This is a genomic window from Caenimonas terrae (assembly GCF_042655405.1).
GTDB classification, from domain to species: Bacteria; Pseudomonadota; Gammaproteobacteria; order Burkholderiales; family Burkholderiaceae_C; genus Ramlibacter; species Ramlibacter terrae_A.
In genome coordinates this window covers 354,463-375,822 of sequence record NZ_JBHSMF010000009.1, presented here as the reverse complement: position 1 = coordinate 375,822, position 21,360 = coordinate 354,463, and the positions used below count along the sequence as shown (strand labels likewise).

At 69.3% G+C, this 21,360-nt stretch carries 23 protein-coding genes; 18 read left to right on the top strand and 5 right to left on the bottom strand.

Annotated elements, in window-relative coordinates:
• Nucleotides 1-143: 143 nt before the first annotated feature.
• On the top strand, nucleotides 144-1,046 hold the full coding sequence (locus ACFPOE_RS15580) for an inositol monophosphatase family protein (protein ID WP_376851044.1): 903 nt from the start codon (nucleotides 144-146) through the stop codon (nucleotides 1,044-1,046).
• Nucleotides 1,047-1,061: 15 nt separating this feature from the next.
• On the opposite strand, the gene ACFPOE_RS15575 is transcribed toward ACFPOE_RS15580, so the two are convergent.
• Entirely contained in the window at nucleotides 1,062-2,240 is a 1,179-nt protein-coding gene (locus ACFPOE_RS15575) for an HPP family protein (protein WP_376851043.1), read from the bottom strand.
• A gap of 67 nt (nucleotides 2,241-2,307) precedes the next feature.
• A complete protein-coding gene (locus ACFPOE_RS15570) occupies nucleotides 2,308-4,164 on the bottom strand; it encodes a chloride channel protein (protein WP_376851042.1) in 1,857 nt (618 codons plus the stop codon).
• A gap of 262 nt (nucleotides 4,165-4,426) precedes the next feature.
• On the opposite strand from ACFPOE_RS15570, the gene mutS reads away from it, so the two are divergent.
• The 4 genes from mutS (at nucleotide 4,427) to ACFPOE_RS15550 (ending at nucleotide 9,640) form a co-directional block, all read left to right on the top strand.
• Nucleotides 4,427-6,991: a DNA mismatch repair protein MutS gene (gene mutS / locus ACFPOE_RS15565; RefSeq protein ID WP_376851907.1), complete on the top strand. Its 2,565-nt coding sequence runs from the start codon at nucleotides 4,427-4,429 to the stop codon at nucleotides 6,989-6,991.
• Nucleotides 6,988-7,815, top strand: coding sequence for a proteasome-type protease (locus ACFPOE_RS15560; protein WP_376851041.1), 828 nt, complete (start codon nucleotides 6,988-6,990; stop codon nucleotides 7,813-7,815). The genes mutS and ACFPOE_RS15560 overlap by 4 nt, the downstream gene beginning before the upstream one ends.
• Nucleotides 7,816-7,926: 111 nt before the next feature.
• Nucleotides 7,927-8,742 (top strand): alpha/beta hydrolase, encoded by an 816-nt coding sequence (locus tag ACFPOE_RS15555; protein ID WP_376851040.1) that lies wholly within the window; start codon nucleotides 7,927-7,929, stop codon nucleotides 8,740-8,742.
• Between the two features lie 124 nt (nucleotides 8,743-8,866).
• On the top strand, nucleotides 8,867-9,640 hold the full coding sequence (locus ACFPOE_RS15550) for an esterase/lipase family protein (RefSeq protein ID WP_376851039.1): 774 nt from the start codon (nucleotides 8,867-8,869) through the stop codon (nucleotides 9,638-9,640).
• On the opposite strand, the gene ACFPOE_RS15545 is transcribed toward ACFPOE_RS15550, so the two are convergent.
• Both ACFPOE_RS15545 and ACFPOE_RS15540 read right to left on the bottom strand, forming a co-directional pair.
• Entirely contained in the window at nucleotides 9,637-10,536 is a 900-nt protein-coding gene (locus tag ACFPOE_RS15545; protein ID WP_376851038.1) for a dienelactone hydrolase family protein, read from the bottom strand. The genes ACFPOE_RS15550 and ACFPOE_RS15545 overlap by 4 nt on opposite strands.
• On the bottom strand, nucleotides 10,536-11,360 hold the full coding sequence (locus ACFPOE_RS15540; RefSeq protein ID WP_376851037.1) for an undecaprenyl-diphosphate phosphatase: 825 nt from the start codon (nucleotides 11,358-11,360) through the stop codon (nucleotides 10,536-10,538). Before ACFPOE_RS15540 ends, ACFPOE_RS15545 begins: the two co-directional genes overlap by 1 nt.
• A gap of 105 nt (nucleotides 11,361-11,465) precedes the next feature.
• Between ACFPOE_RS15540 and ACFPOE_RS15535 the strand changes: the two genes are divergently transcribed.
• From ACFPOE_RS15535 to ACFPOE_RS15480, 12 genes are all read left to right on the top strand, one after another.
• Nucleotides 11,466-11,792: an ArsR/SmtB family transcription factor gene (locus ACFPOE_RS15535; protein ID WP_376851036.1), complete on the top strand. Its 327-nt coding sequence runs from the start codon at nucleotides 11,466-11,468 to the stop codon at nucleotides 11,790-11,792.
• Nucleotides 11,793-11,809: 17 nt separating this feature from the next.
• Entirely contained in the window at nucleotides 11,810-12,253 is a 444-nt protein-coding gene (locus ACFPOE_RS15530; RefSeq protein WP_376851035.1) for an ArsI/CadI family heavy metal resistance metalloenzyme, read from the top strand.
• A gap of 57 nt (nucleotides 12,254-12,310) precedes the next feature.
• On the top strand, nucleotides 12,311-12,979 hold the full coding sequence (locus ACFPOE_RS15525) for an aquaporin (RefSeq protein ID WP_376851034.1): 669 nt from the start codon (nucleotides 12,311-12,313) through the stop codon (nucleotides 12,977-12,979).
• A gap of 13 nt (nucleotides 12,980-12,992) precedes the next feature.
• Nucleotides 12,993-13,415, top strand: coding sequence for an arsenate reductase (glutaredoxin) (gene arsC, locus ACFPOE_RS15520; protein ID WP_376851033.1), 423 nt, complete (start codon nucleotides 12,993-12,995; stop codon nucleotides 13,413-13,415).
• Nucleotides 13,416-13,550: 135 nt separating this feature from the next.
• The gene (locus ACFPOE_RS15515) at nucleotides 13,551-13,961 is read left to right on the top strand and encodes a DUF2306 domain-containing protein (protein ID WP_376851032.1); all 411 of its coding nucleotides are present in this window, start codon (nucleotides 13,551-13,553) and stop codon (nucleotides 13,959-13,961) included.
• Nucleotides 13,962-14,001: 40 nt separating this feature from the next.
• Entirely contained in the window at nucleotides 14,002-14,565 is a 564-nt protein-coding gene (locus tag ACFPOE_RS15510; protein ID WP_376851031.1) for a DUF6622 family protein, read from the top strand.
• 12 nt (nucleotides 14,566-14,577) lie between these two features.
• Nucleotides 14,578-14,901 carry a 2TM domain-containing protein gene (locus tag ACFPOE_RS15505; protein ID WP_376851030.1) on the top strand — a complete coding sequence of 108 codons (324 nt, stop codon included), beginning with the start codon at nucleotides 14,578-14,580 and terminating at the stop codon, nucleotides 14,899-14,901.
• Between the two features lie 15 nt (nucleotides 14,902-14,916).
• On the top strand, nucleotides 14,917-15,942 hold the full coding sequence (locus tag ACFPOE_RS15500) for an alpha/beta hydrolase family protein (RefSeq protein WP_376851029.1): 1,026 nt from the start codon (nucleotides 14,917-14,919) through the stop codon (nucleotides 15,940-15,942).
• A 12-nt stretch (nucleotides 15,943-15,954) separates the two neighbouring features.
• Entirely contained in the window at nucleotides 15,955-16,254 is a 300-nt protein-coding gene (locus ACFPOE_RS15495) for a 2TM domain-containing protein (protein WP_376851028.1), read from the top strand.
• Nucleotides 16,255-16,261: 7 nt separating this feature from the next.
• Nucleotides 16,262-17,293, top strand: coding sequence for a sensor histidine kinase (locus ACFPOE_RS15490; protein ID WP_376851027.1), 1,032 nt, complete (start codon nucleotides 16,262-16,264; stop codon nucleotides 17,291-17,293).
• Nucleotides 17,290-18,090 carry a LytR/AlgR family response regulator transcription factor gene (locus ACFPOE_RS15485; protein ID WP_376851026.1) on the top strand — a complete coding sequence of 267 codons (801 nt, stop codon included), beginning with the start codon at nucleotides 17,290-17,292 and terminating at the stop codon, nucleotides 18,088-18,090. The genes ACFPOE_RS15490 and ACFPOE_RS15485 overlap by 4 nt, the downstream gene beginning before the upstream one ends.
• A gap of 172 nt (nucleotides 18,091-18,262) precedes the next feature.
• Nucleotides 18,263-18,535, top strand: a complete 273-nt coding sequence (locus ACFPOE_RS15480) for a hypothetical protein (RefSeq protein WP_376851025.1) — start codon at nucleotides 18,263-18,265, stop codon at nucleotides 18,533-18,535.
• A gap of 530 nt (nucleotides 18,536-19,065) precedes the next feature.
• Here the strand turns inward: ACFPOE_RS15480 and ACFPOE_RS15475 are convergent.
• Nucleotides 19,066-19,395 (bottom strand): hypothetical protein, encoded by a 330-nt coding sequence (locus tag ACFPOE_RS15475; RefSeq protein WP_376851024.1) that lies wholly within the window; start codon nucleotides 19,393-19,395, stop codon nucleotides 19,066-19,068.
• Nucleotides 19,396-19,573: 178 nt separating this feature from the next.
• Here ACFPOE_RS15475 and ACFPOE_RS15470 point away from each other — a divergent pair, with 178 nt between their 5' ends.
• Nucleotides 19,574-21,355 carry a glutamine--tRNA ligase/YqeY domain fusion protein gene (locus tag ACFPOE_RS15470; RefSeq protein WP_376851023.1) on the top strand — a complete coding sequence of 594 codons (1,782 nt, stop codon included), beginning with the start codon at nucleotides 19,574-19,576 and terminating at the stop codon, nucleotides 21,353-21,355.
• The last annotated feature ends 5 nt before the right edge of the window (nucleotides 21,356-21,360 follow it).

The following is a 21,360-nucleotide window of genomic DNA, read 5'->3' as shown; positions in this document are numbered from 1 at the left end:
GCTTGTCCCTGCTGCGCACGCAAGCCGCCGCTCCGCTAAAATCAGCCCAATCGTGGCCGTCCGCATCGCCGGGCGGTTTTTCGCTTCATTCGATCTTTAATCAGATGGGGACAGAGCTGAAGGTCTGTCCCCAAAACAACTCAATGTCCCCCAACCTCCATCCCATGCTCAACGTGGCCGTCAAGGCCGCACGCGCCGCCGGCGCCATCATCAACCGCGCGGCGCTCGACGTGGAATCGGTGCGGATCTCGCAGAAGCAGGTCAACGACTTCGTCACCGAGGTGGACCACGCCAGCGAGGCGATCATCATCGAGACGCTGCTGACCGCCTATCCGGACCACGGCATCTGGGCGGAGGAATCGGGCAAGGCACACGGCGCGAAGAACGCCGAGAACGTCTGGATCATCGATCCGCTGGACGGCACCACCAACTTCATCCACGGCTTCCCGGTCTACTGTGTCAGCATCGCGCTGGCGGTGCGCGGCAAGGTGGAACAGGCCGTGATCTACGATCCCAGCCGCAACGACCTGTTCACCGCCACCAACGGCCGCGGCGCCTACATGAACGAGCGCCGGCTGCGGGTGTCCAAGCGCACCCAGCTCAAGGAAAGCCTGATCTCCACCGGCTTTCCGTTCCGTCCGGGCGACAACTTCAACAACTACCTGCGCATGATGTCCGAGGTGATGCAGCGCACGGCCGGCCTGCGCCGCCCGGGCGCCGCCGCGCTCGACCTGGCGTACGTCGCCGCCGGCTTCACCGAAGGCTTCTTCGAGACCGGCCTGTCGCCCTGGGACGTGGCGGCCGGCTCGCTGCTGATCACCGAGGCCGGCGGCCTGATCGGCAACTTCACCGGCGAATCGGACTTCCTGGAGCAGCGCGAGTGCGTGGCCGGCAATCCCAAGGTCTACGGCCAGCTGGTCGCCATCCTGCACAAGTACAGCAAGTTCGCCAGCGCCGGCGAGAAGGCCGCACTGCGCCAGAGCACCGAAACGCTGGTCGCTCCCAACATGCGGCCCGGCGCCGGCCTGGACGACGTCCAGCCTTGACCCGAGGCCGGCCGGCTATGCCACCGGCTGCACCGCCCGGTACAGCGACCGCACCAGGTCCGACTGCGTGATGATGCCCACCAGCCGCTGCTCGCCGTCGATGATGGGAATGTGGTGGTGGCCCTTCTCCGAGAACAACGGCACCAGCTCCAGCAGGAAGCGGTCGGCGCTGGCCACCTGCACCTTGCGCGTCATGATCTGGCCCACCACCTCGGGCCGGTCGCTGTGGGTGGTGCCGCTCACGCGCAGCAGCGCCCGCAGCCGCTCGCCGATGCCTTCATGCTGGTCGAGGCCGACGCCGGTCATGAAGTCTGCAACGGTGACGATGCCGGCGATGCGCTTGGCGCGGTCGGTGACCGGCAGGGCCTTGATCTTCCTTGTGCGCATCAGCTCCCACGCCTGCGCCAGCGGCGTGCCGAACTGGACCGACACCGGGTCGGGCGACATCACGTCCGCACAGCGCAGCTGGCCCAGGTTGCGTGCGTAGGCCGCTGATTCGGCGTCGTGCAACAGCGCTTCCAGGTCGTCGCGGCTGATGTCGACCACCTGGTTGTAGTGCGCCAGCGCCGTGTCCAGGTCGGCAGCGCTGAAGCGCGAGGCGGGCTGCGCCCCACCGGGGGCCGGAGCCGGCGCGCTCTGGGGGTGCGGATAGGGCCGGCCGGTGAGGCTGTTGTAGGCCATTCCGCCCAGCACCAGCAGCAAGGAGTTGAGCATCACCGGGAAGGCCGCGAACTGGAAGCGATCGGTGTGCGTGAGCACCACCAGCAGCGCCGCCGCGCCGCCCGGCGGATGCAGGCAGCGCAGCTGGAACATCAGCGCGATCGCCAGCCCCACCGCCACCGCGCCCGCGATCGCGGGGTCGGGAATGGCCAGCACGCAGGCAATGCCGACCAGCGCCGACACCGTGTTGCCTCCCACCACGGCCCAGGGCTGGGCCAGCGGGCTGGCCGGAACGGCGAACACCAGCACCGCACTGGCGCCGATCGGGGCGACCAGCCAGGTGCTGAAGCCACCGGCCCCCGCCAGCCAGCGGGTCAGCAGGCCGGCCAGCGCAACGCCGACCAGGCCGCCGACCAGCGCGCGCAGCCGCTGCCTGGCGTCGACATGCACCGGCGCCGGCCAGAGGGCGGCGAAGAAGGCGCGGAAAGGGACAAGCAGTTGCTGACTGCGGCTGGGGACTGCCTGGACTTCCATGCGGCGAGATTATCCCAGACCGTTCCGGCGCGACGCCGGTGCGCTCAGCGACTGCCTTGCTGCGAACTTATCGCGAGGAAAAGTCGTCGGCGGCGGCCTCGGTCGACGCGGTCAACGCCCGGCGCCGGGCCCTCGCGGCCGCGCGCGACAGCCCGAAGAAGCGCTCCTGGCGTTGCTCCTCGTCGAAGTGCACCAGCGACGGCTTGACCAGGTCGCTGCGGGAGATGACGCCCACCAGCAGGCGCGAATCGGCGTCGCTGACCACCGGCAGCCGTTCGAGGTGGTGCACCGCCAGCCGGGTCGCGACCGTGCGGCAGTTCTCGGCCGGCAGCGCCATTTCCGGGGCGGCCGTGCCGAACAGATCCGCCACCCGGACATCGCCCAGGCGCTTCATGCCGGCGTCCAGCGTGTCCCGGTCGGCCATGCCAACGAACCTTCCCGCACTGAGGACGGGATAGGCACGATGGAGCTGGGCCGCGCCGAAATGCTGCTGCAGCGCGCCGTCGATCGTCAGCTCCCCGTCGATGGTCGCCACGTTGCGCGTCATCACCTCGGAGACCATGTGGCGTTCCAGCGGATCGATGCCGTATTCGCGGTAGATGTGGTGGCCGCGGCGCGAGATCTTTTCGGTGAGGATCGAGCGCGGCATCGCCAGCACGGTGAAGCCGTAGGCGACCGACGAGGCGATCAGCAGCGGCAGCAACGCGTTGACGTCCTGCGTCAGCTCCAGCGCGAACATCACCGACATGATGGGCGCGCGCATCATGCCGCCGAGCGTGGCGGCCATGAACACCAGCGGCCACAGCGCCGGCTGGTCACCGGGCAGCCACGGACCGAGCAGCGCGCCCAGGCCGGCCCCCATCATCAGCAGCGGCGCCAGCACGCCGCCGGACGTCCCCGACCCCAGTGCGAACACCCACATCACGGCCTTGCACACCAGCAGCGCCAGCACCGCCCCGACGGCCATGCGGCCCAGCAGCAGGTCCCCGATCACGTCGTAGCCCACGCCGAGCGCGCGCGGCTGCAGCCAGCCGCCGATCCCGACCACCAGCCCGCCCAGCGCGGGCCACCACATCCAGTGCACCGGCAGCCGCCCGAACAGGTCCTCCACCTTGTACAGCGAGGTCGACACCGCCCACGACAGTGCCCCCGCAGCCGCGCCGGCGACGAAGCAGCTTGCCAGCGTCCACATGCCGGGCGCCTGCGTCTGCATCGGAAACAGCGGGCCGCCATCGAGCAGCAGCGGACGGACGACGGCCGCCACGCAGCAGGCGATCGCCACCGGCAGGAGGCTGCGCGGACGCAGTTCGAACAGCAGCAGTTCGACGGCCAGCAGGACCGCGGCGATCGGCGTGCCGAACACCGCCGTCATGCCCGCCACGGCGCCGGCGACCAGCAAGGTCTTGCGCTCGCCGCCCGTGATGTGGAAGAACTGGCCGGCCAGCGATCCCAGCGCGCCGCCGGTCATGATGATCGGACCTTCGGCGCCGAACGGGCCGCCGCTGCCGATCGCGATGCCCGAGGAGATCGGCTTGAGCACGGCCACCTTGGCCGACATCCGGCTCTTGTTGAACAGGATCGCCTCGATCGCCTCCGGGATGCCGTGGCCGCGGATCTTGTCGGAGCCGAACCGGGCCATCAAGCCGATGACCAGTCCGCCCAGCGCCGGCACGACGATCACCAGGAGCCCGAGCTTGTTCAGTGCCGGCGAGATGTCGCGGTCCGACAGCGTCTGGAAGAAGAACAGGTTGGTGAAGAAGCGGATCAGGTGCAGCAGCAGCCAGGCCGCCAGTGCGCAGGCGGCGCCCACGGCCGCGGCAAGCAGCGTGATGGCGGGAAGCCGGCCGGCAGCCGCGAAGTCGCGCCGTTCGTCGTGGGCGCGCTTGTCGGGTCCGGCGATATTCGGGTGGGCGAGTCGGGCCATGGCCGTCCGTACTGGTGAGCAAAGCCGGCGATTATGTCATGAAGTGATATATGTGGGAGGGACGCGGCCCGGCCCGCGGCGCAGCCGCGCGTGGCGCGCCGCATCGGTGCGGCGGTCGGCGCGGCCGCCAGCGGATAATCGTGACCTGAACCTGACAGCACACCTAGGGATGGACGGAATCAAACAAGCCAGACACGAACAGGCCGGCCCGGTGGACGCCGGTGCGGATCCCCGCGTGGCGGCGCCAGCCGGCCACACGCCGATGATGGCGCAGTACCTCGGCCTGAAGGCCGACCATCCCGACACGCTGCTGTTCTACCGGATGGGCGACTTCTACGAGCTGTTCTACGCCGATGCGGAAAAGGCGGCTCGGCTGCTGGACATCACGCTGACCCGGCGCGGCAACTCCGCCGGCGAGCCGGTGGTGATGGCGGGCGTTCCCTTCCACTCGGTGGACGGCTACCTGGCGCGCCTGATCCGCATGGGCGAATCGGTGGCGATCTGCGAGCAGGTCGGCGAGGTCGGCGCCGGCAAGGGCCCGGTGGAGCGCAAGGTGGTGCGCGTGGTCACGCCCGGCACGCTGACCGACACCGAGCTCCTGAGCGACAAGAGCGAGGCCGTGCTGCTGGCCGTCCACCAGGGCGCGCGGCATCGCCTCGGGCTGGCGTGGCTGAGCGTGACGCAGGGCGCGCTGCAATTGGCCGAATGCGCGGCCGACGAACTGGAGACCTGGATCGCGCGGATCGCGCCGAACGAAGTGCTGTACGGCGCCGATGCCACGCCGGCCTTCGAGAAGCGCCTGCAGGCGCTGAAGTTCTCGGCCACGCTGTCGCTGGCGCAGCGGCCCGAATGGCAGTTCGACGCCGGCCTGGGCCTGCGCAAGCTGCTGGAGCAACTCAATTCGGCGACGCTCACCGCGTGGGGCGCGGACGCGATGGAGCACGCGCATGCCGCCGCCGCCGCCCTGCTCGCCTACGCGGAACACACGCAGGGCCGTGCCCTCACCCACGTGCAGAGCCTGCAGGTGCAGCGCGACGACGAACTGATCGAGCTGCCGATCGCCAGCCGCCGCAACCTCGAATTGCTGCAGACCCTGCGCGGCGAAGACTCTCCCACGCTGTTCTCGCTGCTGGACACCTGCATGACCGGCATGGGCAGCCGCATGCTCAAGTGCTGGCTGCTGGAGCCGCGGCGCGAGCGCACCCAGGCGCAGCAGCGGCTGGACGCCATCGCCATCCTGCGCGAGAAGCTCTGGCAGCCGCTGCGCGAGCAGCTGCGGGGCAGCAGCGACGTCGAGCGCATCACCGCGCGCATCGCGCTGCGCCAGGTCAAGCCGCGCGAGCTGGTGGGCCTGCGCGACGCGCTGGACAAGTCGGCCCGGCTCGCGCCCTCGGTGCACGGACTGGCCGGCCTGCTCGCCTCCATCGCGCAGGACCTGATGCCGCCGGACGGCTGCGCCGCGCTGCTGCAGCGCGCGCTGCCGGACGACCCGGCGGCGCTGGTGCGCGACGGCGGCGTGATCGCGCCCGGCTACGACGCCGAGCTGGACGAGCTGCGCGCCATCCAGGACAACTGCGACGGCTTCCTGCTCGAACTGGAGGCGCGCGAGCGGGCCCGCACCGGCATCGCCAACCTGCGGGTGCAGTTCAACCGGGTGCACGGCTTCTACATCGAGGTCACGCAGGGCCAGGCGTCCAAGGTGCCGGACGACTACCGCCGGCGCCAGACCCTGAAGAACGCCGAGCGCTTCATCACGCCCGAACTGAAGGCCTTCGAGGACAAGGCGCTGTCGGCGCAGGAGCGCGGCCTGGCGCGCGAGAAATTCCTCTACGAGCAGCTGCTCGACGAGCTGCAGGTGTTCGTCAACCCGCTGGCGCGGCTGGCGCGCGCCTTCGCCGCGCTGGACGTGCTGTGCGCGCTGGCCGAGCGCTCGCTGACGCTGGCCTGGTGCCGGCCGCAATTCATGCGCGAGCCGGGCATCGAGATCACCCAGGGCCGCCATCCGGTGGTGGAGAGCCGGCTGGCCGAGACCACCGGCGGCGCCTTCATCGCCAACGACACCCGGCTGGGGCCCAAGCAGCGGATGCAGATCATCACCGGCCCCAACATGGGCGGCAAGTCCACCTACATGCGGCAGGTGGCGCTGATCTGCCTGCTGGCCTCGGTCGGCTCCTACGTGCCGGCGCAGGCCTGCCGGCTCGGGCCGCTGGACGCGATCCACACCCGCATCGGCGCCGCCGACGACCTGGCCAATGCGCAGTCCACCTTCATGCTGGAGATGACCGAGGCGGCGCAGATCCTGCACGCGGCCAGCGCGCAGAGCCTGGTGCTGATGGACGAGATCGGCCGCGGCACCTCCACCTTCGATGGCCTGGCTCTTGCCTCCGGGATAGCCGCGCACCTGCATGACCGCTGCCAGGCATACACCTTGTTCGCCACCCATTACTTCGAGCTGACCGGTTTCCCGGCCAAGCACCACTGCGCGGTGAACATGCACGTCAGCGCCGCCGAATCGGGCGCCGACATCGTGTTCCTGCACGAGATCCAGCCCGGGCCGGCCAGCCGCAGCTATGGCATCCAAGTGGCGCGGCTCGCCGGCATGCCGGCAGCGGTGGTGAACCACGCCCGCCACGCGCTGGCGGCGCTGGAGACGCAGCAGGAGCGCAGCCGCGAACAGGTAGACTTGTTCGCACCGCCGCCGCAATCGGAAGCGCCGGCGCCCAGCGCGGTGGAAGCGGCAATCGCGGCGCTGGACCCCGATGCGCTCAGTCCGCGCGAAGCGCTCGACGCGCTCTACCAACTGAAGAAACTAGGGGGATCGAAATGACCTATGGCGTCGGCATCAAGCTCAATGCGGGCCTGGTGTTCCTGTCGGACTCGCGCACCAACGCGGGCGTGGACAACATCAGCACCTTCCGCAAGATGATCGTGTACGAGAAGCCGGGCGACCGCTTCATGGTGCTGCTGTCGGCCGGCAACCTGAGCATCTCGCAGTCGGTGCGCGAGATCCTGCAGGTGGAGCAGCTCAAGGAGCACGAGGAGGCCGAGCCGGTCACGATCTGGAACGTGCGCAGCATGTTCGATGCCGCCCGCGTGCTGGGGCAGACCGTCCGCCACGTGTACGACCGCGACGCCGAGGCGCTGAAATTCGCCGGCGTCGAGTTCAACGTCTCGCTGATCTTCGGCGGCCAGATCCGCGGCGAGCCGATGCGGCTGTTCCACGTCTATTCGGCCGGCAACTTCATCGAGGCCACCGCCGAGACGCCGTATTTCCAGATCGGCGAATCCAAGTACGGCAAGCCGGTGCTGGACCGGGTGCTCACCCCCGACACGCCGCTGGACGAAGCGGCCAAGTGCGCGCTGGTGTCGATGGATTCCACCATGAAGTCCAACCTGTCGGTCGGCCCGCCGCTGGACCTGGTGGTGTACGACGTCGACCGCTTCGAGACCGACAAGATCGCCTGCCTGGACATGAACAACCCCTACTACCGCATGCTGCACAGCAGCTGGGGGCAGAAGCTGCGCGACGTGTTCGACAGCCTGGACGATCCGGTCTGGGACGACGCGCACACCGAGACGCCGCTGAAGGTGGACACCGGCCGCAGCAAGCCGCTCAAGAAGATCTCGCGGCCGGAAGAGCGGTTGATCTGACGGTGCGAACGACTCTCATCCCGGCCCCGAGCCGGGATCCATCCGCCTCCCAGCCCACCCATTTCTTGCCAACGTCCGATCCCGGGTCGAGCTCGGGATGACGGGTCCCTGATGTCGCTCATCGTCTTTTCCCACGGCAACAGCTTTCCGGCCGCCACCTACAGCGTCCTGTTCAAGAACCTGCGCTCGCGCGGCTTCGTGGTCAAGGCGGTGGACAAGTTCGGCCACGACCCGGCCTACCCCGTCACCGACAACTGGCCCTACCTGGTGGCGCAGCTGACGGATTTCGCCCGGCGCGAGGTCGACAAGGCCGGCGAGGCGGCGTTCCTGGTCGGCCATTCGCTGGGCGGGTTCCTCAGCCTGATGTGCGCGGCCCGCCATCCGGAACTGGCGCGCGGCGTGCTGCTGCTGGATTCGCCCTTGCTGGGCGGCTGGAAGGCGACCGCGCTCAATGCGATGAAGCTCACGCCGCTGGTGGGCTCGCTCTCGCCCGGCGCGGTCAGCCGCAAGCGCCGCAACAGCTGGCCGTCCAAGGAGGCGGCGCTGGACCACCTGCGCCACAAGAAGGCCTTCGCGAAATGGGAGCCGCAGGTGCTGCTGGACTACGTCACCCATTGCACCCACGAGGTCGAGGATGGCGGGCGGGCGCTGGACTTCGACCGCGACGTCGAGACCGCCATCTACAACACCCTGCCGGACAACCTGGACCGGCTGCTCAAGCGCCATCCGCTCAAGTGCCCGGCCGCCTTCATCGGCGGGCGGCAGTCGCTGGAGATGAAGCGGGTGGGGACCGCGATGACCGAGCAGGTGACCCGGGGCCGGATGATGATGCTCGATGGCAGCCACCTGTTCCCGATGGAGAAGCCGCTGGCCACCGCCGCGGCGATCGAAGCGGCCCTGCGCGGGTACGACTTTCTGCCGCCCTGAACGGCGTGGATTGCCGCTCGAAAGGCAGGAATGCTGCACTGCAGCATTTCCAGCGCTCCAGTCCTACAGGCGCGCGCCGCGAACGCCCACACGCAAAGCATGAGGCAGAACCCACATTGTATTCATGCCCACCAGCCAAACCCTCCCTTCGCCCCTGCGAGCTCCTTCGCTGGCCCTGCTGCTTGCCGAGCCGTTGCGGGCCATGCTGGACGCGTTCGGGTCGCACGTCACGGCCCACCCGGAATCGGTCGGCGACGGCCATCCGGTGATCGTCTATCCGGGCCTGGGCGCGGGCTCGATGAACACCTCGCAGTTGCGCAACTTCCTGCGCCATGCCGGCTTCCAGGCCAACGACTGGGGCGGCGGCGTCAACATCGGCCACGAGGGCGAGTTCGACGAATGGCTGGACGGCCTGGCGGCGAACGTGCGTGAGGTGCAGGACCGCCATGACGGCCGCAAGGTCAGCCTGATCGGCTGGAGCCTGGGCGGCATCTTCGCCCGCGAGATCGCCAAGCGCGAACCCGACGCGGTGCGCACCGTGATCACGCTGGCCACGCCGTTCTCGGCGCTGGGCGACTCCACCCATGCGGGCGCGCTCTACAAGATGCTCAATGGCGACGCCGGCCAGCTCGCGCCCGCGGTCGAGGCGCGGCTGCGCGAGAGCCCGCCGGTGCCCACCACCTCGATCTTCAGCAAGAGCGACGGCATCGTGAACTGGCGCGGCTGCATCGAGAAGCGTTCGCGCCGCACCGAGAGCGTGGAAGTGGACGCCAGCCACCTGGGCATGGTCAACCACCCGGACGTGCTGCGCATCGTCGCCAACCGGCTGGCGCAGCCGGAGGGCCGCTGGAAGCCGCTCAAGCGCGCCGAGCGGCTGCGGCCCTCGGCCTGGCTCTAGCGCGGCGGCGCGCCGGGCTGCGCCTGCTTCATGCGCTGCTCGTGCGACAGCCGCAGCGGCTGCTCGAGTTGCGCCGCCAGGAAATCGAACATCCGCGCATGCGACAGCACGCGCGCTGCCGCATTGCCCCCGGCCGTCGCCTTGCCCGAGCGGGTGTTGCCGGCATCCTCGCGCACGCCGACCGCCGCAAAGCCGTCGAAGCCGTGGTAGCTGCCGGGATAGACGGTGAGATCCAGCGCCGGCCGGCCGGGCCCGCGCAGCTTGTTGCCCAAGGCGACGCAGTCCGCTGCCGGTGTCCAGTCGTCCAGCTCGCCGACCATCAGCAGCAGCGGCGCGCTCAGCGCGTAGCGGCGCATCGACAGGAACTTGCGGCAACCGGGATAGAACGCCACGCCGGCGCGCGGGCGCAGCGGCTGCGCCTGCACCGCGCGGTCGGCCGCGTCCAGCACGCTCAGCACGGTCTGGGCGCCGTGCGACCAGCCCACCACCGCGATCCGGCTGGCGTCGACCTGCGGCTGCGCGGCCAGCCAGGCCATCGCCGCGAACACGTCGTCGCGCCGGTCCTCCTCGGAGACGGTGCGCTGCCGGTTCGGGATCGCGCAGATCGAGCCCTGCCCGCGCGGCGTGAAGCTGTCCAGCACCAGCACGTTCATCTGTTCGGCGTTGAAGTAGCCGGCCTGCCGCGGCCAGACGGGATTGAGCTGCTTCTTCGCGTTGAGCAAGCCGCCGCAGCCGTGCAGCGCGATCACCGCCGGCCGGGGCACCTGCGAGGCCACCGGAAACCACCAGCCGGCCAGCTGCAGCTTGCCGTCGGCGGCAGCGAACGCAACCTGCTCGACCGCCGCTGCCGGCCACACGGCCACCAGCAGGCACAGGGCGAGCAGCCGCGCGAGCATCAGTCCGCCCAGTTCACCACGCCGCTCCAGGCGGTGGCCAGCACCACGATGCCGAAGGCGATCCGGTACCACGCGAAGGGCACGAAGCTGTGGCTGGAGATGTAGCGCAGCAGCCAGCGCACGCAGATCCACGCGCTCACGAACGAGAACACCAGCCCCACCAGGAACAGCGGCAGGTCGGCCGCGCTCAGCAGCGCGCGCTCCTTGAACAGGCTGTACGCGCCGGCGCCGATCAGCGTCGGGATCGCCAGGTAGAAGGAGAACTCGGTCGCCGCCTTGCGCGACAGGCCCAGCAGCATGCCGCCGATGATGGTGGCGCCGCTGCGGCTGGTGCCCGGGATCATCGCCAGGCACTGCGCCAGGCCCACCTTCAGCGCGTCCAGCGGGCTCATCTCGTCGACCTCGTTGATGCGCACCGCCGTGGGTGGCCGCTTCTCGGCCCACAGGATGACGAAGCCGCCGAGGATGAAGGTGGTGGCCACCACCCAGGGCGTGAACAGGTGGGCCTTGATCGCCTTGCCGAACAGCAGCCCCAGCACCACGGCCGGCAGGAAGGCGATCAGCACGTTGAGCGTGAAGCGCTGGGCGCGCTTCTGCGTGGGCAGCGCCACCAGCGTCTCGCGGATCTTCTGCCAGTACACGATGATCACCGCCAGGATCGCGCCGGTCTGGATCGCGATGTCGAACACCTTGGCCTTCTCGTCGGCGAAGTCGAGCAAGGCGCCGGCCAGGATCAGGTGCCCGGTGCTGGAAACGGGGAGAAATTCGGTCAGGCCCTCGACCACTCCCATGATTGCGGCCTTGACCAGCAGTACGACGTCCACTCTTGCTCCTTGAAAGGTCGCGCATTATGACTGCCGGCCCCTGAGTAGCCCCTTACCCACCCGAAGCCGTTTCACACCATTCCATATTTCTAGTATCATGGAAGTATGGAAGAAAGCACCGCCATCCAGTCGCTGGCCGCCCTGGCCCAGGCCATGCGCCTGCGCGTGTTCCGTTCGCTGGTCGTGGCCGGTCCGCAGGGCCGCACCCCCGGCCAGCTGGGCGAGGAACTGGAGGTGGCGGGCGCCACCCTGTCGTTCCACCTCAAGGAACTGGCCAACGCCGGCCTGGTGACGCAGCAGCGCGATGGCCGCAACCTGATCTACCGCGCCGACTTCGGGCAGATGAATGCGCTGCTGGCCTACCTCACCGAGCACTGCTGCCAGGGCGAGTCCTGCGCCGTGGCCGGTTCCGAATCCTGCAAACCCTGTTAACCCCAAGGAGAGCCCCCATGAAACGCTTTCACGTCCACGTCCATGTGAACGACCTGCAGAAGAACATCGCCTTCTATTCGGCGATGTTCGACCAGCAGCCGGCCCGCACCGAAGCCGATTACGCCAAGTGGATGCTCACCGACCCGCCGGTGAACTTCGCCATCTCCACCCGCGGCAGCGCCGCCGGCGTCGACCACCTGGGCATCCAGGTGGAGAGCAAGGAAGACCTGGCGCAACTGCGCGGCCATGCCGCCAAGGCCGACATGGCGGTGCTCGACGAAGGCGAGACCAGCTGCTGCTACGCGCGCAGCGACAAGTACTGGGTGACCGATCCGCAGGGCATCGCCTGGGAGCAGTTCCACACCCTGGACGGCATCCCGGTGTTCAGCGAGAAGCCGGCCGCCGCCGCAGCCGCCTGCTGCGCCGCGGCGCCCCAGGCCGGCGCCCGCTCCTGCTGCTGACGCCGCGATGGCCGCCCGGACCCACGTGACAGCCGCGGCCCGCGGGCGCGCCGGCCGATGAAGCATCGCCTGTCGCCGGCGGTGCTGGCCGAGTTCCTGGGCACGGCCATGCTGCTGTGCGCCGTGATCGGCTCGGGCATCATGGCCGAGCGCCTGAGCGGCGGCAACGTCGCCATCGCGCTGCTGGCCAACACCCTGGTCACGATGTTCGCGCTCTACGTGCTGATCGAGACGCTGGGCCCGGTCAGCGGCGCGCACTTCAATCCGCTGGTGACATTGGTGCTGGCTGCCCGCGGCAGCTTCGCGCCGGCCGACCGCAAGCTCGCGGTGGCGGCCTTCATCGGCGCCCAACTGCTGGGCGCGGTCGCCGGCGCCTGGCTGGCGCACCTGATGTTCGAGCTGCCGCTGCTGCAATGGAGCAGCAAGCTGCGCGCGGGTCCGGGCCAATGGCTGGCCGAGGCGGTGGCGACCGCCGGCCTGGTGCTGGTCATCCTGCGGGCACCGGCCGGCAAGGGCGCTGCGCTGGTGGCCTGCTACATCGGCGCGGCCTACTGGTTCACCGCCAGCACCTCTTTCGCCAACCCGGCAGCCGTGCTGGGACGGATGATGAGCGACAGCTTCGCCGGCATCGCGCCGGCCAGCGCCATCGGCTTCGTGGCGGCGCAGGCCGCCGGCGCCGTGGTCGGCGTGCTGGCCGCCGCCGGCCTGCAGCCATCCAATCCCTAGACAACAATCGACCATGACCGACGCCACCATCTTCCACAACCCCGCCTGCGGCACCAGCCGCAACACCCTGGCGCTGCTGCGCCATGCCGGCATCGAGCCGCAGGTGGTCGAGTACCTGAAGACGCCGCCCTCGCGCGGCGAGCTCAAGGCGTTGCTCCAGGCGATGAACATGAACGTGCGCTCGCTGCTGCGGCGCAAGGGCACGCCCTACGAGGAGCTGGGGCTGGACGACCCCAAGTGGAGCGACGAGCAGCTGCTGGATTTCATGCAGCAGCACCCGATCCTGATGGAGCGCCCCATCGTGCGCACCGCGCTGGGCACCAAGGTGTGCCGGCCGTCCGAGGAAGTGCTGGAGCTGCTGCCGGTGGGCAAGGTGCCGCCCTTCACCAAGGAAGACGGCGGCGTGATCGCCGACACCGGGGCGCGCCGGGCCTGAGCCCGCCCCCGGGCTGAATTTCGCACCCGCCGGCTGCATTTCGCCCCGGTTTTCTCCTGTTTCGTCCCATCGCGCTGGCTGCCGGCCAGGCCGCTGCCTATTGTTGCGGCATCGAACGACGCCCAGGAGACCACCATGCAGCTCACGCCCATCATTGCCGTCCACATGGCCGCCGCCCTCGGCGCGGTGGTCACCGGCCCGGTCGCGCTGTGGGCACGCAAGGGCCGGGCCCAGCGGCCGCGGCTGCACCGCGCCTTCGGCTACGCCTGGGTCACGCTGATGGTCGCCGCCGCCGTGTCGGCGATCTTCATCCGCGACTTCCGCCTGCCCAACCTGCACGGCTACACGCCGATCCACCTGCTGATCCCGGTGACGCTGGTCGCCCTGTTCGGCGCCTTCTGGTTCCTGGCCAGGGGCAACGTCTCCGCCCACCGCAAGACGATGCAGCGCCTCTACGTCGGCGCCTGCCTGGTGGCCGGCGCCTTCACCCTGCTGCCGAACCGCTACCTCGGCCATCTGGTCTGGGGCCAGCTCGGCCTGCTCTGACACCTTCCATCCAACCGACAAATCCACAGGAGAAACCACCATGCTGATCCAGATGCTGATCGCCAGGCCCCAGACGATCGGGCCCATCCTCTCCAACACCCCGACCTGGGTCTGGGCGCTGCTGGCCGGCCTGCTGTGGCTGGGCGCCAGCATGCTCAGGAGCAACACTGTGAGCGCCGTGCGCGTCGGCGTCATGCCGGTGGCGATGACCGGGCTGTCGCTGTGGGGCGCCGTCTCGGCCTTCAGCCATTCCGTCATCTACGGCTATGTGATGCTGGCCTGGGTGGTCGCCGCCGTCGTGCTGGCCACGGCGGTGGGCAGCATGCAGCCGCCCCGGGGCAGCAGCTACAACCCGCAGGAGCGCACGTTCACCGTGCCCGGCAGCTGGGTGCCGCTGGCGCTGATCCTGGGCATCTTCCTGGTCAAGTACGTGGTCGGCGTCGAAGTGGCGATGAACCCCGCGCTGGCCCAGGACGCGAGCTACTCGCTCACCTACGGCGTGATCTACGGCGCCTTCAGCGGCATCTTCAGCGGCCGCTCGATCCGCCTGGCCCGCCTGGCGCGGCGCACCGCGCCGGCCTCCGTCTCCACCGCCCGCGCCTGAAAGGAAACCGCCATGTCCTCCACCACCACCTCCACCGCCTCCATGACCGACATGGACGACGCCGACGCCCGGATCGAGCGGCTGGCCCGCAAGCGCGCCGGCGCCAAGCTGGGCTGGTACATCCACGCCACCGTCTACGTCGCCGTCAACCTGCTGTTGGTCCTGCTGGCCGCATCCGGCGGGCGCCACTGGGCGATCTACCCGGCGCTGGGCTGGGGCCTGGGGCTGGCGATCCACGGCCTGACGGTGTTCCTGGCCACCGGCGGTGGCGGCCTGCACGAGCGGCTGGTGCAGCAGGAGCGCAACCGGCTGGCCTCCCAGCGCGACGCCTGGTAAGCGGAGCTGCACGCCATGAAACGCTACCTCCTCACCTGCCTGCTGGCACTGGGCGCGGCCTGGGCCCAGGCCGGCGTCGGCCTCACCACCCTGCCCGGCCAGCAGGGCGACGGGCCGGTCACGGTCTTCTACCCGACCGCCGCGGCCGACCAGCCGCTGCAGCGCGGGGCCTTCGCGCTGCAGGTGGCCGTTGACGCCGCGCCCCTGCCCGGCAACGGCCACCTGGTGGTCATGTCGCACGGCTCCGGCGGCGCGCCCTGGGTCCACAGCGACCTGGCGCGCAAGCTGGTGGAGGCCGGCTTCACCGTCGCCTTCCCGGAACACCTCGGCGACAACTACAAGGGCATGGGCGACGCCGGGCCGGTGAGCTGGCGCCGGCGTCCGCTGGAAGTCTCGCGCGCCATCGACAGCGTGGCGCAGGACCGGCGCTTCGCCGCCCATCTGGCGCTGGACAAGGTGGGCATGTACGGCATGTCCGCCGGCGGCCACACGGCCCTGAGCATGGCGGGCGGGCGCTGGTCGCCGTCCCTGATGCGCCAGCATTGCGAACAGCACCTGGAGGAGGATTTCTCCAGCTGCGTCGGGCTGGCCACCCAGCTGCGCGGCAACTTCCTGGACGACCTGCGCAAGGCGGTGGCGATCCGCGTGATCCGCTACCGCCTGGTGGACAGCAACTGGTACAGCCACACCGACAACCGCGTCGCCGCGGTGGTGGCCGAGGTGCCCTATGCGGTGGACTTCGACCTGCAGTCGCTGGCCCACCCGCGGGTGCCGCTGGGCATCGTGCGGGCCGGCCAGGACCGCTGGCTGGTGCCGCGCTTCCACGCCGACGCCGTGCTGCAGGCCTGCAAGACATGCGTGCTGGTGGCCGACCTGCCGACCGCCGGCCACGGTTCCTTGCTGTCGCCGCGGCCGCCGCTGCAGGACCTGGGACGGATCGCGGCCGACCTGCTGTCCGACCCGCCGGGCTTCGACCGCGCGCAGGTGCCCGTCGCGCAGGCGCGGATCGTCTCCTTCTTCCAGCAGAAGCTGCTCCCCTAGAATCGATCCCGCATGGCCAACAGCCCCCTCACGCCCGACGACATCGACCGCCTCGCCCGCAAGCGCGCCGGCGCCAAGCTGGGCTGGTACACGCACGCCACGGTCTACGTGCTGGTCAACCTGTTCCTGTTCGCGATGTCGCAATACGCCTTCGGCACCCGGCGCTGGTCGCTGGCGCCGGTGCTCGGCTGGGGGCTGGGGCTGGCGCTGCACGGGATCTCGGTGTTCGTGATCGGCAGCGGCAGCGGACTGCGCGAGCGCCTGGTGCAGAAGGAGCGCGACAAGCTGCAGCGCGAGCGCGGCGAGCGCTGAGGCGGCCATGCGGATCGACTGGCTCGACAAGCTGCGCAACTACCTGCAGGTGGTCGCGTTCTGCCTGGCGATCGCCGCCATCCAGTACGCGTTCCATGTCGATAGGCCTTACGAGATCCCGCTGGTGTATTCGGTGGCCATCGGCACCGGCACCTGGGCGCTGATCGACTGCGGCCGCCACTTCATCCCCTCGGCGCGGGAGACGGGCTGGCCGCTTGGCGCGTCAGGCATCGCGCTGACGGTGGCCGGCATCATCGGCGGCTACTTCTTCGGCACCCTGGTGGGCGACCGGTGGTTCGGCTGGTCCTCGTGGGAGAGCGGGCCGGCCCGCGCCGAGCTGCGCACCTCCATCATGATCACGCTGCTGGCCGGCGTGTCGGGCAGCTACTACTTCTACAGCCTGAACAAGAGCGCGTACCTGGAACGCAAGATGCGCGAGGCGCGCCGGCATGCCAGCGAAGCGCAGCTCAAGCTGCTGGAAAGCCAGCTGGAGCCGCACATGCTGTTCAACACGCTGGCCAACCTGCGGGTGCTGATCGGCGCCGACCCGCCGCGCGCGCAGCGCATGTTGGACCACATGATCGCGTACCTGCGCGCCACGCTGAACGCGTCGCGCGCCGCCACCCACACGCTGGAGGCGGAGTTCGACCGGCTGCGCGACTACCTGGAGCTGATGGCGGTGCGCATGGGCCCGCGGCTGGCGTACACGCTGGAGCTGCCGCCCGAGCTGGCGCAGCTGCAGGTGCCCACGCTGCTGCTGCAGCCGCTGGTGGAGAACAGCATCCAGCACGGGCTGGAGCCGAAGGTGGAAGGCGGCCGCATCACGGTGAGCGCCAGGCTGGAGGCCGGCGTGCTGACGCTGACGGTGAGCGACACCGGCATCGGCACCGCGCGGGCGGCAGTCAAGGGCAGCGGCTTCGGCATGACGCAGGTGCGCGAGCGGCTGGCCACGCTGTACGGCGCGGCGGCGGCGCTGGAGTTCAGCGCCGAGGAAGGCCGCGGCGCCATCACCACCACCCACCTGCCGGTCGCCGCATGAACGCCAGCAAGCCGCCGCTGGCCCTGATCGCCGAGGACGAGCCGCTGCTGGCGCTGTCGCTGCAGCAGGAGCTGGCGCAGGCCTGGCCGGAGCTGCGCATCGCCGCCACGGTGGGCGACGGCAAGTCGGCGGTGGCGAAGGCGCTGGAGCTGCTGCCCGACGTGCTGTTCTTCGACATCCGCATGCCGGGCCAGAGCGGGCTGGAGGCGGCGGCGGAACTGGCGGACGACTGGCCGGCCGAGCCGCCTTTCCCGGCGCTGGTGTTCGTCACCGCCTACGACCAGTACGCGCTGCAGGCCTTCGAGACGCAGGCGGTGGATTACATCGTCAAGCCGGTGCAGCCGGCGCGGCTGCAGAAGACGGTGGCCAAGGTGCAGCAGGCGCTGGCCGGGCGCGCCGCGGGCGGCAGCGACATCGAGGCGACGCTCGGCCAGCTGCGCAACCTGCTGGCGGGCGTGCCGTCGCAGGCCAGGACGCTCAGCACCATCCAGGTCAGCGTCGGCAACGCCATCCGCATGGTGCCGGTCGAGGAGGTGCTCTATTTCGAGGCCGCCGACAAGTACCTGCGCGTGCTGACCGCCAATCGCGAGTACCTGTTGCGCACGCCGCTGCGCGAACTGCTGCCGCAATTGGACCCGCAGCGCTTCTGGCAGGTGCACCGCGGCACCGTCGTGCGCGCCGACGCCATCGATTCAGTCACCCGCGACGATGCCGGCAAGCTGCACCTGCAGTTGCGCGGCGCCAAGGAGAAGCTGCCCGTCAGCCGGCTCTACGCGCATCTGTTCAAGGCGATGTAGGGCAAGCCTGTCATGCCGGGCTCGACCCGTCATCCATATTTCTCCGCGCCAACGTCGCCACGCAATCCAAGCCCAGCCACGCCATCCAACTCATCCGGAAGGGCTGTCGTCTTGCAGGATTTGTGGGCGCCGTCCTACAAACGCCGGCCGAGGCGGCTTGTCTACTTGTCTCATGGTCACGCACAGGTCCGCCTCCAAGAGTGCATCGCACACCGTGCGGATGTGCGGACTGGCAGCCGGTTACGCCTTCGTGCTGATCACCGGCACCGCGGTCATGATGGCCGCATTCGCATCCCATGACGACGGCCGCGTGCGCGGAACGAACGGCGAGCGCGTGACGGCCGCCGAGGTCGCCATGCAGCGGGCCGCCGATGGCGCCGTGCAGCAGCCCGAAGCGCTGCTGGTTGCCTCCAGAACCCTCTCGAACGACAAGCGCGGCTATTGACGACCCAGCTAGCGGCGCTTTTCACCCCAAATCACCCCGACTCCTCTGAGTCCCCTCCTCCTCCGGGGTGAGCTGGTCCGGCCCTCCGTCCCGCGACTGGCATATTGCCCCCAGGCCCAACAGCCTGGGGGCCTTTTTTTGTCGGCGCCCACCTACCCGCTCAGGCGCGCCGATCCTGCAAGCGCCCGCAGCGCGCGGGCGAACAGTGAAGCTTCAATCGGGGAAAGCACGTGACGAGCGCTCCAGCCACGGCCAGACGCGATGGCCCGTCCAAGGACAACGACCCGGGCGATCGCCACACCGGCGAAGGCCTGGCGAGCGTGCGTTCACGGCTGGCCCGCACCCTCTCGGATTCCGCCCGGCGCAGTCGCGACAGGCAGATGGAAGCGATGACCCGCACGCCCACCGAGCCGCCGCCCGAGCCCGACGCCGCCGCTGCCCCGGCCAGCTCCGGCGCCAATTCCACTGCGCGGAATGAAAAAAGCCCCGCTGCAACACAGCGGGGCTAACCTTGGAAACTCGGACCGGCCTTAACGCCAGTGGCGGCCATGGTGCCGGTAATACGGGCGGCCGACGGTGATGACCGGGGCAGCGTAATACACGGCTGGCTGATAGTACACAGGCGCCGGCTCGTAATAGACCGGGGCCGGCTGGTAGTACACGGGGGCCGGCGCGTAATACGCCGGGGCGGCATAGTACGGCGCGTTGGACACGCCCAGCGTCACGCCGGGGGCCACGTTCGCGCCGATGGAAAAGAACACATTGCCGCGGGCCTCGGCAACCGATGCCGTGCCTAGTGCCGCCAGCGCGATGGCGGCGGCTGCGGCGGCCTTCACGAATCCAGAGCGGTTGATTTTCATGTTTGACTCCTTGGTGAGGGCGCACAGAGGCATCCCTTCCCACTATTAACGCACCGCAGGCCCCCGGCGAATACCGCATGGACGGTCAAATCCGTTGCCAGAGGTTACCCAACGGTAAAGCCGCCGCAAAGGACCGTGAAATGCTTCTCGCTTGGGCAAACCCTAGAATCGGACGGATATGACTTCTCCCGCCGACAAAGAGCCGCCAAAACCCAGCAATTTCCTGCGCCAGGTGATCGAGAAGGACCTGGAGCAAGGCACCTACGCCCAGCGGATGTGGGGCGGCAGCCCCGGCGACGCGGCCCACCACCAGGCCGGCCGGAGCGACCCGGCCCGGATCCGCACCCGCTTTCCGCCCGAACCCAACGGCTACCTGCACGTCGGCCACGCCAAGAGCATCTGCCTGAACTTCGGCCTGGCCGGCGACTACGGCGGCGTCTGCCACATGCGCTTCGACGACACCAACCCGGAAAAGGAAGACCAGGAATTCGTCGACGGCATCCTGGACGCGGTGAAGTGGCTGGGCTTCGGCTGGGACGCCAACGGCACCGAGCACCTGTACCACGCCAGTGACTATTTCGACTTCATGTACCGGGCCGCGGAATACCTGATCGAAGCCGGCCTGGCCTACGTGGACGAGCAGTCGCCCGAGGACATGCGGCACAACCGCGGCGACTTCAGCAAGCCGGGAACGGACAGCCCCTTTCGCAGCCGCAGCATCGACGAGAACCTGACGCGCTTTCGCGAGATGCGCGACGGCAAGCTGGCCGACGGCGCCGCCGTGCTGCGCGCCAGAATCGACATGGCCAGCCCCAACATCAACATGCGGGACCCGGCCATCTACCGGATCCGGCGGGCGACCCACCACCGCACCGGCGACAAGTGGTGCATCTACCCGATGTACACCTACGCGCACCCGATCGAAGACGCGCTGGAGAACATCACCCACAGCCTGTGCACGCTGGAGTTCGAGGACCAGCGCCCCTTCTACGACTGGCTGCTGGACCGGCTGAGCGAGGGCGGCCTGATCAACAAGCCGCATCCGCGCCAGTATGAATTCGCGCGGCTCAACCTGACGTACGTGATCACCAGCAAGCGCAAGCTGAAGCAGCTGGTGGACGAAGGCCATGTCAGCGGCTGGGACGACCCGCGCATGAACACCATCGTCGGCCTGCGCCGGCGCGGCTACACGCCCGAGAGCCTGCGCCTGTTCGCCGAGCGGATCGGCGTGACCAAGAGCGACAGCTGGATCGACTACAGCACGCTGGAAGGCGCGCTGCGCGACGACCTGGACCCCAAGGTGGCGCGCGCGATGGCGGTGCTGGAGCCGGTGAAGCTGGTGATCACCAATTGGGATGCGCTGATGGGCGCGGGCTTCCAGGACGTCTGCTCGGCGCCGATCAACCCGCGCGACCCGGCATCCGGCAAGCGCGAGTTCAAGTTCGGCAAGGAACTGTGGATCGAGAAGACCGACTACGAAGAGGCGCCGCCCAAGGGCTACAACCGCCTGTTCCCCGGCAACAAGGTGCGGCTGAAGTACGGCCACGTGATCACCTGCACCGGCGCGACGAAGGATGCGGCGGGCAACGTGACCGAGGTGCAGGCCGAACTGATCCCCGACACCAAGAGCGGCACGCCGGGCAGCGACGCCGTGAAGGTCAAGGGCGTGATCACCTGGGTCGGCGCGGCCGATGCGGTGCAGGCCGAAGTGCGCCTGTACGACCGCCTGTTCGCGGTGGCGCAACCGGACACGACCGACAAGGACTTCCTGGAAGAGATCAACCCGGACAGCCTGAAGGTGGTGACCGCGTACGTGGAGCCGGCGCTGGCGCAGGCGAAGGCGGATGACCGCTTCCAGTTCGAGCGGCACGGGTACTTCGTGGCGGACCGCAAGAACCATGGCGTCGGTCATGTCGTGTTCAACAAGATCACCGGCATGAAGGATTCGTTCGCAAAGTAGTGGCA